The 16,168-nt window shown below is 62.2% G+C and carries 14 protein-coding genes; 12 read left to right on the top strand and 2 right to left on the bottom strand.

What is annotated here, in order from left to right; genetic code table 11:
* Positions 1–232 precede the first annotated feature (232 nt).
* From BLR66_RS03260 to BLR66_RS03230, 7 genes are all read left to right on the top strand, one after another.
* The gene (locus tag BLR66_RS03260) at positions 233–1,300 is read left to right on the top strand and encodes a phosphotransferase (RefSeq protein WP_093280189.1); all 1,068 of its coding nucleotides are present in this window, start codon (positions 233–235) and stop codon (positions 1,298–1,300) included.
* 34 nt (positions 1,301–1,334) lie between these two features.
* Entirely contained in the window at positions 1,335–3,161 is a 1,827-nt protein-coding gene (locus BLR66_RS03255) for an acyl-CoA dehydrogenase (protein WP_093280188.1), read from the top strand.
* Positions 3,162–3,187: 26 nt separating this feature from the next.
* Positions 3,188–3,967: an SDR family oxidoreductase gene (locus BLR66_RS03250; RefSeq protein ID WP_093280187.1), complete on the top strand. Its 780-nt coding sequence runs from the start codon at positions 3,188–3,190 to the stop codon at positions 3,965–3,967.
* Positions 3,968–3,992: 25 nt separating this feature from the next.
* Positions 3,993–4,895, top strand: a complete 903-nt coding sequence (locus BLR66_RS03245; RefSeq protein WP_093280186.1) for an SDR family oxidoreductase — start codon at positions 3,993–3,995, stop codon at positions 4,893–4,895.
* A 190-nt stretch (positions 4,896–5,085) separates the two neighbouring features.
* A complete protein-coding gene (locus BLR66_RS03240; protein WP_093280185.1) occupies positions 5,086–5,445 on the top strand; it encodes a DUF1428 domain-containing protein in 360 nt (119 codons plus the stop codon).
* A gap of 33 nt (positions 5,446–5,478) precedes the next feature.
* Complete coding sequence (locus BLR66_RS03235) at positions 5,479–6,126, top strand: glutathione S-transferase family protein (RefSeq protein WP_093280184.1); 648 nt, start codon at positions 5,479–5,481, stop codon at positions 6,124–6,126.
* A 54-nt stretch (positions 6,127–6,180) separates the two neighbouring features.
* Positions 6,181–6,768 (top strand): YceI family protein, encoded by a 588-nt coding sequence (locus BLR66_RS03230; RefSeq protein ID WP_093280183.1) that lies wholly within the window; start codon positions 6,181–6,183, stop codon positions 6,766–6,768.
* Positions 6,769–6,936: 168 nt separating this feature from the next.
* Here BLR66_RS03230 and BLR66_RS03225 read toward each other — a convergent pair whose 3' ends face one another.
* Complete coding sequence (locus BLR66_RS03225) at positions 6,937–8,229, bottom strand: RNA polymerase sigma factor (protein WP_093280182.1); 1,293 nt, start codon at positions 8,227–8,229, stop codon at positions 6,937–6,939.
* Positions 8,230–8,304: 75 nt separating this feature from the next.
* Positions 8,305–8,730, bottom strand: a complete 426-nt coding sequence (locus tag BLR66_RS03220; RefSeq protein WP_093280181.1) for a YciI family protein — start codon at positions 8,728–8,730, stop codon at positions 8,305–8,307.
* 221 nt (positions 8,731–8,951) lie between these two features.
* Between BLR66_RS03220 and BLR66_RS03215 the strand changes: the two genes are divergently transcribed.
* The 5 genes from BLR66_RS03215 (at position 8,952) to BLR66_RS03195 (ending at position 16,083) form a co-directional block, all read left to right on the top strand.
* Complete coding sequence (locus tag BLR66_RS03215; protein ID WP_255402283.1) at positions 8,952–9,449, top strand: redoxin domain-containing protein; 498 nt, start codon at positions 8,952–8,954, stop codon at positions 9,447–9,449.
* Positions 9,446–9,988, top strand: coding sequence for a DsbA family protein (locus BLR66_RS03210; protein WP_093280179.1), 543 nt, complete (start codon positions 9,446–9,448; stop codon positions 9,986–9,988). The genes BLR66_RS03215 and BLR66_RS03210 overlap by 4 nt, the downstream gene beginning before the upstream one ends.
* 397 nt (positions 9,989–10,385) lie before the next feature.
* Entirely contained in the window at positions 10,386–11,372 is a 987-nt protein-coding gene (locus BLR66_RS03205; RefSeq protein WP_093284257.1) for a glucokinase, read from the top strand.
* Positions 11,373–11,436: 64 nt separating this feature from the next.
* On the top strand, positions 11,437–12,444 hold the full coding sequence (locus tag BLR66_RS03200) for a N(4)-(beta-N-acetylglucosaminyl)-L-asparaginase (protein ID WP_093280178.1): 1,008 nt from the start codon (positions 11,437–11,439) through the stop codon (positions 12,442–12,444).
* Positions 12,445–13,071: 627 nt separating this feature from the next.
* Positions 13,072–16,083, top strand: coding sequence for a TonB-dependent receptor domain-containing protein (locus tag BLR66_RS03195; RefSeq protein WP_093280177.1), 3,012 nt, complete (start codon positions 13,072–13,074; stop codon positions 16,081–16,083).
* Positions 16,084–16,168 lie beyond the last annotated feature (85 nt).

The following is a 16,168-nucleotide window of genomic DNA, read 5'->3' as shown; positions in this document are numbered from 1 at the left end:
CATCACAGAACTGTGTTGATGATTACGTAAGCCGCGAAAGGCGCGTGGTCTCGCCAACGAGTCGTGCAGCGAGCGCTGAACTTGTTTAGACCAAGGCCACTCAGTACGATGGATCGATACTCAGGAACTTAGTTCCATCATACAGAACTGAAGATCGCTCACCCATGACCATGCCAGCCGCGCGTCACCGCATTCGACAGGTATCCACGGCTTCATCGCGCCAGGCGAACGCATGACCGTCGAAGCGAAATCCAGCGGCGCAACGCAGGATCCTTTCGACGTAGGTGCCTTGGACGCGTATCTGCAACAGCACATCGCCGGCTTCGAAGGTCCGATCCAGGTCTCCCGCTTCAAGGGCGGCCAGTCCAACCCAACCTATTTGCTAAGCACCCCCCAGCGCCAGTACGTGATGCGTTCCAAACCGGCGCCGGTCGCGCAGCTGCTGCCTTCGGCGCATGCGGTGGAGCGCGAGTTCCGGCTGCAGGCTGCGCTGGCCGGCAGCGCGGTTCCGGTGGCGGGCATGCATTGCCTGTGCGAGGACGAGTCGGTGATAGGGCGCGCTTTCTACGTCATGGATTTCGTGGAAGGGCGCATCTTCTGGGAGCAATCGCTGCCGGGCGTGGAACCGGCCGAGCGGACCGCCCTCTACGACGAACTCAACCGCGTCATCGCCGCACTTCACGGTGTCGACTTCGCCGCGCTGGGATTGGCCGACTACGGCAAGACCGGCAATTACTTCTCCCGCCAGGTCGATCGCTGGACGCGCCAGTACCGGGCCAGCGAAACCGGCAGCATCGAGGCTATGGACAAGCTGATCGAATGGCTGCCGCTGCACATACCGCAAGAAGAAAGTCCCCAGATATCGCTGGTGCACGGCGACTACCGGCTGGACAACGTCATCTTCCATCCCACCGAACCGCGCATCCTGGCAGTGATCGACTGGGAGCTTTCCACCTTGGGCCACCCGCTGGCCGATTTCGCCTACCACTTGATGAGCTGGCATATCGCGCCGGGCGGGGCGATGCGCGGCCTGGCTGGGCTGGACTTGCAAGCGCTTGGCATTCCGCGCGAATCCGAATACGTCGCCGCCTACGAACGGCGCATCGGCCGCAGCGCGGCCGGCGACTGGAACTACTACTTGGCCTACAACCTCTTCCGCATCGCCGCGATCCTGCAGGGCATCGCCAAGCGCGTACAGGAAGGCACCGCCAGTAGCCCGCAGGCGGCCGAATACGGACGCCAGGCCAAACCGCTGGCCGAACTGGGCTGGCGTTTCGCGCAACAGGCCGGGCACGCCTGATGCGTATTCTTCCCGCCAACGGTTGAGGCGAGACATGGACTCGCTGCTGCTTTCGCGTCGCGACCTGCAGTTCCTGCTTTACGAATGGCTGGACGTCGAATCGCTGACCCAAGCCGAGCGCTATGCCGACCACAGCCGCGAAACCTTCGACGCGGCGCTGGATACTTGCGAGCGCATCGCCACCGAACTGTTCGCTCCGCACAATCAGAAGGCCGATGAGCACGAACCGCGTTTCGACGGCCAGTCGGTCGCGTTGATCGAAGAAGTCGGACCGGCGCTGCGGGCCTTCGCCGAAGCAGGATTGATCGCCGCCGGACACGATTACGCGCTCGGTGGCATGCAGTTGCCAGCGGTAGTGGAGAAAGCGGGGCTGACCTATCTATATGCCGCCAACGTCGCCACCAGCGCCTATCCGCTGCTGACCATGGGTAACGCCAATCTGTTGCTGGCGCACGGCAGCCAGGCGCAGATCCAGGCTTTCGTCAGGCCAGAGCTGGAAGGCCGTTACTTCGGCACCATGTGTCTGTCGGAACCGCAAGCGGGCTCCTCATTGTCTGACATCGCCACGCGCGCCGATTACGAAGGCGAATCCGCTTTCGGTCCCCAGTACCGCGTGACCGGCAACAAGATGTGGATCTCCGGCGGCGACCACGAATTGTCCGAGAACATCGTGCATCTGGTGCTGGCGAAGATTCCCGGACCGGATGGCCGGCTGATCCCGGGAGTGAAAGGGATTTCGCTGCTGCTGGTGCCCAAGTTCCTGGTCGGCGAAGACGGCACGCTCGGCGAGCGCAACGACGTGCAACTGGCGGGCATCAACCACAAGATGGGCTACCGCGGCACGGTCAATTGCCTGTTGAATTTCGGCGAAGGCACGCGCCATCGCCCCGGCGGAAAAGGCGGGGCGGTCGGCTATCTGGTCGGCGAGGCCCACCATGGTCTGGCCTACATGTTCCACATGATGAACGAGGCGCGCATCGGCGTAGGCCTGGGCGCGGTGGCGCTGGGCTACACCGGTTATCTGCATGCGCTGGAGTACGCGCGCAACCGGCCGCAAGGCCGTCCTATCGGCAATGAGGGCAAGGATCCTTCCAGTCCGCAGACCCGCATTGTCCATCACGCCGATGTGAAACGCATGCTGCTGGCGCAGAAGTCGTACGTGGAAGGCGCATTGGCCTTCAATCTGTATTGCGCGCGGCTGGTCGACCAAGCCCGCGTGGCCGCCGATGACAGTGAGCGCGCAGAACTGACGCGTTTGCTCGACATCCTCACGCCCATCGCCAAGAGCTGGCCTTCGCAGTGGTGCCTGGCTGCCAACGACCTGGCCATCCAGGTGCATGGCGGCTACGGCTACACGCGCGACTACAAGGTGGAGCAGTTCTACCGGGACAACCGCCTCAATCCCATCCACGAAGGCACGCATGGTATTCAGGGCTTGGATTTGCTGGGCCGCAAGGTGGTGGCGGAAAACGGCGCGGCTTTCAAACTGCTCGCAAGCCGGGTGGCCGAAACCGTCGGCAAGGCGCGGGCACACGAGAACCTGGCCGAATCCGCAGATGCCCTGGGACGGCGTTTCCAGCGACTTTCCGAAGTGACGCGCACCTTGTGGTCGGCCGGCGATGCGCAGCTGACCCTGGCCAATGCGACCGTCTATCTGGAAGCCTTCGGCCACATCGCCATCGCCTGGATATGGCTGGAGCAAGCTTTGGCGGCGGAAGCGAAGGAAGGCGATTTCTATGAAGGAAAGCGCAGCGCCATGCGTTACTTCTTCCGCTGGGAACTGCCCAAGGTCGATACCCAGTTCGACCTGCTGGCCAGTCTGGACCGCACCGCACTGGACATGCAGGACGCTTTTTTCTGATTCTCTCTCTTCGCAAGGCATAGAACATGGCTGACAAGAATATTTTCGATCTCACCGGCAGGACCGCACTCATCACCGGCGGCTCGCGCGGGCTGGGCCTGCAGATGGCCGAAGCGTTGGGGAGCTACGGCGCCCGGGTCGTGCTGTCGGCCCGCAAGGCCGATGAATTGCAGCAGGCGCAGGCGCATCTGCAAAAACTGGGGATAGACGCCGACTTGGTCGCCGCCGATGGCTCGAAGGATGCCGACATCGCCGCATTGGCCGATGCGACGCTGGAGAAGCTCGGCCGTGTCGATATCCTGGTCAACAATGCGGGCGCCAGTTGGGGCGCGCCGGCCGAGGACTATCCGGCCGAGGCCTGGGACAAGGTGTTCAATCTCAACATCCGCGGCCTGTTCCTGCTTACCCAGCAGATCGGCAAACGCTCGATGATTCCGAACAAGTACGGCCGCATCCTCAATATCGCTTCCATCGCCGGCTTGCGCGGCAATCCGCCCGGCGCCATGCAGACCATTGCCTACAACACCAGCAAGGGCGCGCTGGTGAACTTCACCCGTGCGTTGGCGGGCGAGTGGGGCAGGTACGGCATTACCGTCAACGCGCTGGCTCCCGGGTTCTTCCCCTCGAAGATGTCGCAGGGGCTGATCAAGGCGCTGGGCGAGGAAACGCTGATCGGCAATTCGCCGCTGCAACGGCTGGGCGACGATGAAGACCTCAAGGGCGCGGCTTTGTTGTTCGCTTCCGATGCGGGCAAGCATATTACCGGCCAGATACTGGCGGTCGATGGCGGTTACAGCGCGGTTTGAAGCAAGTATCGCCTGGGAGGGCAGCATGAAGGAATTCAAGGGCAGGGTGGCAGTGATCACCGGTGCGGGTTCGGGATTCGGCCGCGAGTTCGCGCGCATCGGCGCATCGCTGGGCATGAAGCTGGTGCTGGCCGATATCCAGGCCGACGCACTGGAGCAAACGCGTGCCGAGGTGGAAGCACACGGCGCGGAAGTCATCGCACAGGTAGTGGATGTTTCCAACGGCGCACAGATCGAGGCGCTAGCCGAAGCCACCTTGGCCGCCTTCGGCAGCGTGCACTTGGTGTTCAACAACGCCGGTATCGGCGCTGCCGGACTGATCTGGGAAAACACCGTGCGCGACTGGGAATGGGCACTGGGCGTGAATCTGTGGGGCGTGATCCACGGCGTGCGCGCCTTCACCCCGCTGATGCTGGCTGCGGCCAAGGCCGATCCCGGCTATCGCGGCCACATCGTCAACACGGCGTCGATGGCGGGTTTGTTGAATCAGCCAAACCTGGGCGCCTACAACGTGTCCAAGCATGCGGTGGTGTCCTTGAGCGAAACGCTCTTCCACGATCTGTCGCTGGTGACCGACCAGGTGCATTGTTCGGTGCTATGCCCTTATTTCGTGCCCACCGGCATCCATCAGTCGCACCGCAACCGGCCGGCGGACCTTGCCAATCCGACCCCCGCCACCCGTTCGCAGATGATCGCCCAGGCCATGGTCAGCAAGGCGGTCACCTCGGGCAAACTCACCGCGGCCGATATCGCCCAGCGAACCTTCGATGCGATACGGAGTGATTCCTTCTACATCGTCTCGCACCCGGACGCGCTGGAGGGCGTTCGCCAGCAGGCCGAAGATGTGGTGGCGTTGCGCAACCCCACCGATCCCTTCGCGCACAAGCCTGAGCTGCGCGCGCAACTCCAGGCCGCGCTGCGGGGCTGAGCGGCCGGGCGGCCGGAAAGTCAGGATCGGCAAGGTCCCGGTCAGGGCCGAGCGGCCTGGCTGGCGGCCGCCAGTCCGCAGGCGGCGGAACGAAAAACCACCGCCGTCGGCACCTTTGTCGATTCGGGCCCCGCTCATTCGATGCATTGGTATCCCGCCCGGAAAGGGCGTCAATCGAAGAGAGGGTTTCATGAGCTACGTAGACGGATTCGTGCTGGCGGTACCGGTCAAGAAACTGGCCGCCTATCGCAGCTTGTCGCGCAAGGCCGGCAAGATCTGGATGGAATACGGTGCGCTGTCCTACATCGAATGCGTTGGCGATGACGTGCCGCCCGGCAAACTCACCTCGTTCCCGCTGGCGGTGAAGCTGAAGAAGGACGAAACCGTGGTGTTCTCCTGGATCGTGTACAAATCGCGTTCGCAGCGTGACCGGATCAACAAGAAGGTCATGGCCGATCCGCGGCTCGACAGCATGATGGATCCCAAGAACTTGCCGTTCGACGGCAAACGGATGATCTTCGGCGGCTTCAAGAGCCTGGTCGAGCTCTGACAGTCCGCTGCGGCCGCCGCCAAGGAAATATGCATGCCATTGGTACTCCACTATCACCCGCTTTCTTCTTTCTGCCACAAGGCGCTGATCGCTCTGTACGAAAACGGAGCGCCCTTCGTTCCCAAGCTGGTCGACCTGGCCGATCCCGGACACCGTGCCGAGTTCCTGCGCCTTTGGCCGATAGGAAAGTTCCCGGTGCTGCAAGACGAGGCCTACGGCAGGACCATCCCGGAATCGAGCATCATCATCGAATACCTGGAGCAACATTATCCAGGCAGGACGAAACTGATTCCCGAAGATTCCGAGCTGGCGCGAGAGGTCCGGTTCCTGGACCGTTTCTTCGACCTGTACGTGCATCTGCCCATGCAGAAGATCGTCGGCGACCGCTTGCGGCCGGAAGGTAGTCACGATCCGCATGGCGTGGAACATGCGCGCGACACCATGCGCACGGCCCTCGGTATCGTCGAAAAGGATATGGTGGACCGGACCTGGGCATCGGGCGGGGATTTCAGCCTGGCGGACTGTTCCGCAGCGCCGGCCTTGTTCTATGCCGACAAGGTGATGCCATTGGCCGATGATTACCCGCAGGTATACGCCTATCTGCGCCGCCTGATGGAGCGGCCGTCTTATGCGCGGGCGCTTGCGGAAGCGCAGCCTTATTTTTCCATGTTTCCCGCGTAGACCGGGCACCGGAATGCGCCAATCGATACTCCCTCAACCACAGGTACAAAAAATATGAAACGAATCCTCCTCACAACCGTTCTCGCTTCGGCATGCGCTGCCGCGTACGCCGCCCCGGTCAGTTACGACATCGATCCGATGCATACCTATCCCAGTTTCGAAGCCGATCACATGGGCATTTCTTTCTGGCGCGGGAAGTTCAACAAGACTTCCGGTGTGCTGGTCCTGGACAAGGAGGCGTCGACGGGCAGCGTGGACGTCAAGATAGATATCGCCAGCGTGGATTTCGGCCTGGACGCGATGAACGAGCATGCCGTGTCGCCGGAGTTCTTCGACAGCGCCAAGTATCCGCAGGCCACCTACAAGGGCAAGCTGGCGGACTTCGTCGATGGAGCACCCACCCGCGTAGTGGGCGAGCTGACCCTGCACGGCATCACCCGGCCGGTCGAGCTGAAGATCAACCGCTTCAAGTGCATTCCGCACCCGATGTTCAAACGCGACCTCTGCGGCGCTGATGCCTCAGCCGTGTTCAAGCGCGATGAGTTCGGACTCACCGCCGGCAAGGATTACGGCTTCAGCATGGACGTGAACCTGCGCATCCAGATGGAAGCGGTGGTGCCGGAGAAGGCTCCGAAGCCCTGATCGGCCCCACGCCTGGTCTGCTTTCGCGATTACCCGAAGTGGTTGGCAACAGGTAGGGCGGGCACTGCCCGCCGCGAGCGTTCGAGATCCTTTCGGCGGGCAATGCCCGCCCTACGATGTGTTTGCTGACGCATATTCTTATTTTGTTGCCGCCGGTTGCGACCGCACCTACTGTTTCATTTCCGACGGAGGCGCCATGTCCAGCGCGGAAACGCGCGCCCGCTCGGTCAGGAACTCTTGCTCGCGGCTGTTGCGGGTCAATCCGGCCGCACGGACGAACTCGGCATGCGCTTCCTCATGGCGTCCCAGCTTGGCCAGCAGATCGCCGCGCACGCTCGGCAGAAGGTGGTACTGGGCAAGCACCGGTTCCGGCACCAGCGCATCGACCAGCTCCAATCCCGCAGCGGGCCCGAAAGCCATCGATACGGCCACCGCGCGATTGAGCTCCACGACAGGGGAGGGGGTGAGCTGCGACAGAGCGTCGTAGAGAGCCACGATGGTTTTCCAGTCGGTCTCCTCGGCGGTCGTCGCTTGTGCGTGGCATGCCGCGATCGCGGCCTGCAGGGAGTAAGGCCCCAGCGCACCGCGAAGTTTGCGGGCGCGCGTCAGCGCAGCGAAGCCGCGTTGTATCAATAACCGGTCCCAGCGCGAACGATCCTGGTCCAGCAACAGTACCGGCGCGCCGTCCGGGCCTGTGCGTGCCCGCGTTCGCGAGGTCTGGATTTCCATCAGTGCGACCAGCCCGTGCACTTCCGGTTCCTCCGGCGCCAGTTCGGCGACGATGCGGCCCAGCCGCAAGGCCTCCTCGCACAACGCGGGCCGTATCAGATCGTCGCCAGCAGTCGCGGAATAGCCTTCGTTGAAGATCAGGTAGATCACGCTGAGCACCGACGACAGGCGCTCGCCCAACTCGTCGGCGCGCGGCACTTCGAAAGGAACCTGCGCCTCGGCCAGCGTGCGTTTGGCGCGCACGATGCGCTGGGCCACCGTGGATTCGGATACCAGGTAGGCGCGCGCGATTTCATCGGTGGTCAATCCGCCCAGCATGCGCAGGGTCAAGGCCACCCGCGCTTCCATCGAAAGCACCGGATGGCAGGCGGTGAACACCAGCCTCAGCAGGTCGTCGCCTATGTCGTCGTCGATGTTGGCTTCGAATTCCGCAGTGGCGTCTTCCCAGTCGCGTTCGAGCTCATGGCCGATCTCCTCGTGCTTGCGCTGCTGCAGCTTGATCCGGCGCAGACGGTCGATGGCACGATGTTTGGCGGTAGCCATCAGCCATGCGCCCGGGTTATCGGGCACTCCTGACTCGGGCCATTTCTCCAAGGCGATGACCAGCGCGTCCTGCGCGAGTTCTTCGGCCAGGCCGACGTCGCGCAGCATGCGCGCCAGGCCGGCTATGAGCCGCGCCGACTCGATTCGCCAGACAGCATCGATCGCGCGGTGTGTATCTGAAGTCGTCATCGTTGCCGATCAGACCATTGCCGCCGCGTCCGTGCAAGTTGCGGTGCAGCTTGTCCATGTCCTTCGGCGAGTCCGTTATTGCCTGGTGGCGATCGCAGCCCGCAGCCGCTCCTCCTGCTGCTGCAGCTCGGGGGTGAACTCTGCGCCGAAATCCTCTGCCTCCGATACCTGGCGGATCTCGATTTCCGATTCGCCCGGCATGGGGTTGGGGCAGCGCTTCACCCATTCGATCGCTTCTTCCCTGGACTTCACCTGCAACAGCCAGAATCCGGCGATCAGCTCGCCGGTCTGGGCGAACGGTCCGTCGACGACCGTGCGCTTGCTGCCGGAGAAACGCACGCGCGCGCCTTTCGAGCTCGGCTGCAAGCCTTCGCCCGCCAGCAGTACGCCAGCCTTGACAAGTTCCTCGTTGAACTTGCCCATGTCGGCCAGCAGTTGCTCGCTGGGCATCACGCCGGCTTCGGATTCCTTGCTGGCTTTGACCATCACCATGAATCGCATTGTCGTTCCTCCTGTCCAGGGTGGTTGCCGGGCTGTTTCCCATCTTTCCGGGGCTTACCTATCCATGACGAACCAGGAGCTGCGGAATCGACAATCAGCCCCAGGCATTCAGGCCTTGGAAGAGCGGAATGACCAGTCCCTAACGTGTCCGCGTCTAATATGCGGCGCCAGTAACCAAGGCGATCCTGTCGCCCATCACGTCCTGACCGGAGCACTTCCCCATGCCAGAAGTTCCATCCCCCATGCCAGCCATCGGCGAGCAGGCGCCGGATTTCACTTTGCATTCCACGCCGGACCAAACGGTCTCGCTTTCCCAGCTGCGCGGCCATCCGGTAGTGCTGGCGTTCTATCCGGCCGACTGGAGCCCGGTCTGCGGCGACCAGATGTCGCTGTACAACGAACTGCTGTCCGAATTCCGGCGTTTCCACGCGGCCGTCATCGGTATCTCGGTCGACGGCGCATGGTGCCATGCGGCCTTTGCGCTGGATCGCAAACTGCATTTTCCCTTGTTGTCGGATTTCGAACCCAAGGGCGCGGTCTCGCGGTTGTACGGGGTGTACCAGTCGCCGGAAGGCATCAGCGAGCGGGCGCTGTTCGTGATCGATGCCGAAGGCATCGTCCGCTGGAGCTATGTATCGCCCAGCGGCATCAACCCGGGCGCCGACGGCATTCTGGAAGCGCTGGAGAAACTGCCCGTTTCCGCAGGAGCGAAAGCATGAGCCTTCTGAAGCCCGACGTAGGTCCGGCCGATCACGCGCAAGGCCCACGGGATGCGCCGCTGATGCTGGTGGAATACGGCGACTTCCAGTGTCCGTATTGCGGCGAGCAGTATCCCGAGATCAAGGCAGTGCAGGAAGCCATGGGCGATGACCTGTGCTTCGTGTTCCGTCATTTTCCACTGGCCGAAGCGCACCCCCACGCCGTGCATGCCGCCGAACTGACCGAGGCTGCGGACACGGTGGGCAAGTTCTGGGAAATGCACGACCGGCTTTACGAACATCAGTCGGAATTGGACGACCGCAGCCTGGCCGGGCATGCACGGGCGCTGGGTCTGGACGAGGCCTTGTTCCAGGCCGTGCTGGACGAGGAATACGAGGGCCGCGTGCGTCATGATTTTCTCACCGGGGTCCGCAGCGGCGTCAACGGCACGCCCAGTCTTTTCATCAACGGAGAACGCTACGACGGGCCGCGCGACGCAGGCAGTCTGATCGAACTGCTGAAGGCGATGCGGGAGTTGCAGCGGCAGGGCGATAGCTGATTACTGTGGTGGAGCGGGGTGCTCTTGCTGCCGGCGGCCGCGTTTGTGTGAGAAAGCTGAACAAAATGGACCCGGGACGGCAGCTGTCCTGGAGCGGGTCAGAAAAGAGACAAGTCTTTGCGCATAGGAAGGGCCTAAGTTCCCGACGAAGTCATTCCAATGTCATTTAATGTCCTGAAAAGTAGATAATCTGGACATGGACATTGATGCGACCCCAGTTTGGAACGGTCTGGCTACGCTGCAGTATGGTCGGTGCGACTTTTCAATTGGCCTCCAATGCCACATGATCGGCGAATTGAATCGATTCAATTGATGGGACAAGTGAGTGAACGCAGCGGTGTCGTATCCGGTCAATCTTGAAGCACCCCAAACGCTCCCGCCCCAGAATGCGCATTCGCTGGACCCCTTGATCGTTGCCGACGTCGGCGGCACTTATGCGCGGATGGCTCTGGTCCGTGTCGCGCCAGGGCGGGCGCCGGAAATCCTCGATTTCCACCGCCATGCCTGTGCCGAGTACCCGAGCCTGGCCGCGATTCTTCGCGATTTCGCCGCTCGCCACGCGGCTTCCGGGCAGTTGCGGCGCGCGGTCGTCGCCATCGCCGGTTTGCTGGATGGCGATACGCTGGTGAATTCCAACCTTCCCTGGCCGGTGTCGCTGGAAAACACACGCTTGAGCGCCGGGCTGGACGAGCTGACGCTCATCAACGATTTCGAAGCAGTGGCCCACGCCATGCCCTATCTCGATCCCGCCACGCTCTCGTCCTTGAGCGGCGACGTAGCGCATTCCTTTCAATGGCCCGCGCTGGTGCTGGGACCGGGAACGGGACTGGGCGCGGCATTGCGCTTCGATGGCGGCACGCGACCGGTACTGGCCAGCGAAGTGGGGCACTCCGCCCTGGCGGCGGGCAATGCGTTGGAAATGGAGATCCTGCGCCTGCTGATGGCGCGCTGGCCGCATGTGGACAACGAGCGCGTGTTGTCCGGTAGCGGCCTGATGAACTTGTACCCCTGCCTGTGCGAAATACGCGGGGTCGCTCTGCGCTGGAGCACGACCGAACAATTGATCGCCGCTGCCCAGACCGGAGAAGACGCGCTGGCAGTGGAATGCATCGAAGTATTCTGCGGATGGCTAGGCAGCCTGGCGGGCGACCTGGCGATCGCGTTCGGCGCGAAATCCGTTTATCTGGCGGGCGGCATTTCCGGGCATATCGACGGCTTCCTGCGCCGCGGCGCATTTCAGGCGCGCTACCTCAACAAGGGTGTGCTATCGGAGGTCATGCGGCACACGCCGGTCTGGCGCGTCGATCATGGCCGACTGGGAGTGATCGGAGCGGCGGCATGGTATGCCGGACATCACACCACGGTCTCCGGCACTGCGCTATAAAGGCGCGGAATAAGAGCACAGCGAGCGCGCGATTGGCGCCATCGTTCATCGGAGGGATGACGGAATGACTGATCGCAGGCGATTCCTGCAGACCGGGTTGTTGGCTGCCGGCGCATTGGCGGTGCCCGGTATGCGTGCGCAAACCAATAACGCTTCAGCGCGCGCGCGCGTGGTGTCCACTTGGGATTTCGGCGTACAGGCCAACACGGCGGCATGGCGCGTGTTGGAGACCGGCGGCAGCGCACTGGATGCCGTCGAAGCGGGTGCGCGCTGGGCCGAAAGCGAATTGTGCAACCCTACGGTCGGTCATTGCGGCAGGCCGGATCGGGACGGCGTGTTGACCCTGGACGCCAGCATCATGGATGGCGATGGCCGCTGCGGCTCGGTGGCCGCCTTGCAGGACATCGCGCATCCTATCTCCGTTGCGCGTCGGGTGATGGAGAAGACGCCGCATGTGATGCTGGTGGGCGAGGGCGCCCAACAGTTCGCGGTGCAGCAGGGTTTCGCCAAGCAGCGCCTGCTGACGCCCGCCGCCGAGCAAGCCTGGCGCGATTGGCTGAAAACCGCCGAATACAAACCCGAAATCAATGCCGAGCGGCGTAGCCAGCCGGGCAACAAGGACAATCACGACACTCTGGGCATGCTCGCCATCGATGCGCAGGGCAAGCTTGCCGGCGCCTGCACCACCAGCGGCATGGCCTGGAAAATGCACGGCCGGGTGGGGGACAGCCCCATCATCGGCGCAGGCCTGTATGTCGACAACGAAGTTGGCGCGGCCACGGCGTCGGGCGTGGGCGAAGAAATGATCCGCAATGCCGCCAGCTTCCTGGTAGTGGAGTTGATGCGACAAGGGCGGACGCCCGCGGACGCTTGCAGGGAAGCCATCGATCGGGTCGTGCGCAAGCGGCCCGAGGCCAGCAAGACCTTGCAGGTCTGTTTTCTGGCGCTCAACAAGCACGGTGAGGTCGGCGCGTTCGCATTGCACAAAGGCTTCGTCTACGCGGTCTGCGATGCGGACGAACATGAGGATCTGCGCGAGTCGGCTTCCGTCTACGCCACCAAGCAGCTATGAATCCGTCCGCGGCCACAGGGGTTGGCCACGGATGCGCACTCAAGATCGCCCAATTCCCTGTCTTCTGCCCAGGCGGCGCAAGCCTGAAGCGTTCGGGCTAGTCATGCGAGAACCCGGAAAGGGCTAGGGCGGCGTCTTTCTATGGAACGCGCGCTTTGGCGCGCGACCGTCCGACTCATCGCAATGCCCGAGCCGCATGTTTCTCGAGAGGGGTCGCGACTTTCGTGCATGCGCTTCGATAATGGACTTCTGCGAGGAACGCTGTCCGCTTAGTCGTCCCGATTAGTCCTGCCGACATCGGCCATCGATGACTCTCGTTCTTTAGCGACATGGGCGCTCTTTAGCGCATCTTCGCCGTGACTCACAGTAAGAAACTGATCTGTTAGCTATATCACAATAATCAAGTGCCTGATTTCAGTGATTAATTTTCGCTGAAGATAATCACACTTATTTTTACCGCACTGCGGGATGCGACGAAAAATTTTGTCGTGCTAAGTTTTCGGTCGATTCAGAGAAGAAGTCTGCACTTCGTTTTAGAACGATCTAAAGGCCGAAATATGGATCAGGACAATTCTTGAGCGCCAAGACTCCGTCTGTCGTTCGATCATCATCATCGGGGGTTACAAAATGGATAGGTCCACTCGCTTTCGTCGCAATGCTCTGACCAGCGCGTTGTTGTTGGCAATGGTTTCGCCACTCACCGTGGCCGCCCAGGAGGCCTCCGGCAACGAGTCCGCAGCCACGCAGCTCGATACCGTCACCGTTACCGGCTCGCGCATCAAGCGCGCTCAGGTCGAAGGCCCTGCGCCGGTGAATATCATCACCGGCGACCAGATCAGGAAAGAGGGTTTCGCCACCGCCTACGACGCACTGAGCACGCTGACCGAAGCGATCGGAACGGTGGAAAGCGACTCGCAATGGGGCCAGCACACCAGCAACGCCAGTCCGCTGAACATGCGCAACATGGGACCCGGCCGCAGCTTGCTGCTGGTCAACGGCCACCGCGCCGCCGACTATCCGCTGCCCTATGGCGGCCAGAGCAATTTCCAGAACTTCAGCAATATCCCGGCCGCGGCCATCGAACGCATCGAAGTGCTGGCTTCCGGCGCATCGGCCATCTATGGATCCGACGCGGTCGCCGGCGTAATCAACGTGGTGTTGAAGAAGGACTTCACCGGCGATGAGTTGCGCATCAAAGGCGGCGTTTCGACGCGCGGCGGCCGCGATCTGGCCGACCTGTCGTGGACAGGCGGACGCAGCGGCGAGAAGTGGAACCTGACCTATTCGTTGCAGTACTTCAACCGCGAGCCGTTGTTCGCCGGGCAGCGCGATTTCATGGATTCCGAAAACGACGCGGCCCGTCCCAGCTGGAGCGAAGCCGATCTGGCCAAGGGCAACCACTTCAACAACTACTACGACACCGCCCGCATCAGCCGCGTGGACAATGGCATGCGCATTTCGCCGCCGGCCGGTGCCTGCGAGAACCGAGGATTTGGTGGGGTAGCGAGCCTGCAGGATTATCGCGAGTACAACCAAGCCACGCATACGCTGGGGCCGTCGATGGGCCAGTATTGCGCCAACGCCAAAAACTTCCACAACTGGACGATCAGCGACGGCCAGGAAAGCGCCTCGCTGTACATGTACGGCACCTACGATTTCAACGACAAGCTGCAGGCATGGAGCAGCGTATCGGTATTCGACAGCGAGGGCACCAGCAGCATCGGCGATTTCGCGATGGGTTACGTGCCGCAGGTGAAGTGGTACGACCAGGGCATCGGCGCCATGGTGGAGGGCAAGCGCTTCTTCACCCGCAGCGAAACCGGCGACGCATTGACCTACACCAATGAGCGTTCGTACGACGTCGCTTTCGGTCTCAACGGCCGCATCGCCGATCGCTTCGACTGGGAAGCCTCTTTCGACCATGCCGAATACAAGCTCAAGAAGAGCTATCCGGCGATGGTGCCTGCGCTGGTCAACGATTTCTATCTTGGGCAGCAGCAGGGTGTGACCGACGCAAGCTACGCCGGTGTGCCAGTAGGGACTCCCATCTACACCGCCGACATCAACCGCTTTTTCACGCCGCTCACCCGCGGACAATGGCAATCGATTTCGACCCATGGCCATGACCGCGCGGAATCAAAATCAGACCAGTTCCAGTTCGTGATCTCCGGCGACCTGTTCCAGGGTTGGGCCGGTCCTGTCAGCTTCGCCGCCGTGGCCGAAGCGGCGCGGCAGAGTTATGGCATTCATCCGGATCCGAAGACGGTGCCAGCGCTCGGCCAGACCGCGCCTGGTCCCAACCTGTTCGTGACCGAATACGGCAGCCCGTACTACGGCTACGATCTGGGCGGCGGATCGCGCACGCGCTGGGCGCTGGGCAGCGAGTTTCGCGTGCCGCTATGGGATAGCAAGACGCAGGGATTGGGTTCGGCTACCGCCACCGTGGCTGCTCGCTACGACGACTACAGTCAAACCCTGGACGGTTCCAAAGTCACCTGGATGACTGGAATGGAGTGGCGCCCGCTCGACAATTTGCTGGTGCGCGGTTCGTACGCCACCAGCTTCCGTGCGCCGGACATGCACTATGTCTACGCGCAGGGTGGCCAATCCTATGTGGGGCTGGTAGATGCGCTCCGTTGCGGCCAGCAGGGAAACTACGGCCAATGCGTACCGTCCAATGGCGACAGCGACCCGGCCACCAGCAGCTACTACCGTTCGGTGACCAGCCGCGAAGGTTCGCCGCTGTTGAAGTACGAGGAAGGCCAGTCGTGGACGGCCGGCTTCGTCTGGGATATCCGCGACAACCTGTCGGTCAGCGCGGACTACTGGAATATCGAGCTGAAGAACGCCATCGAGAACATCGGCCTCAACGACATCCTGGCCGCCGAACTCGGTTGTGCGCTGGGCAAGACCGTCGACGGTGCGCCCTACGTCAATCCGCTGACCGGACAAGCGCCCACCGCCGAGTTCTGCCAGTTGATGCAGTCGCGCATCGATCGCGACGGCCCCAATGGAGCCATCACCGGCGTCCGGGAAGGCCCCATCAACAAGTCCGGCCGCCGGGTCGCCGGTTTCGACGTGGCCGCGAAGTACCGCTTGCCCACGGAACGGTTCGGCGACTTCACCTTCGGTTTGAACTACACCAATCTGCTGAAGCTATCGACGCGCGATTCCGAAGCCACCGAATGGACCGACGGCAAGAAGGGCGCTCACAACGACATCCACACCAAGCTGCGCGCCAGCGTGGGTTGGGAGAAGGGTAACTTCAGTACCACGTTGTTGATGACTCGCTTGTCCAGCGTCAAGGGCAGCAATTTCGGTGGTTGCTGGCCGTTCGCCAACGGAGAGCGGGGTACGCCGATCGATAACGACACCTGCGTGGGTACCGATCCGACCAGCGCCAATTTCAACCAGACCTCCAAGCGGTACTGGGATCGTTTGAAGGCACCGGTAATCTTCAACCTGTCGGCCGGCTATCGGATCACGGATCAAGCGAGCGTCAACCTGTACGTGAACAACCTGTTCGATAACGCTGGCTACAAGGATCCTTTCAAGGGCGACTACGTGTTCACCAGCGATCGGGTATGGTCATCGATCGGGCGGGAATTCGCGATGGAGTACGTGTTCCGTTTTAAGTGAGCTTTGCCGCTCCCCTGGTCCCGGGAACGGGGCCAGGGTTCGACGACCGGCGGCTGCCGGCTTCTTCCCGCTCTGACGCGGACAG

The organism is Pseudoxanthomonas sp. CF125 (genome assembly GCF_900104085.1).
In the GTDB taxonomy this organism is placed as follows: Bacteria; Pseudomonadota; Gammaproteobacteria; order Xanthomonadales; family Xanthomonadaceae; genus Pseudoxanthomonas_A.
The sequence above is the reverse complement of the archived record's forward strand: the minus strand, read 5'-3'. Positions and strand labels throughout refer to the sequence as shown.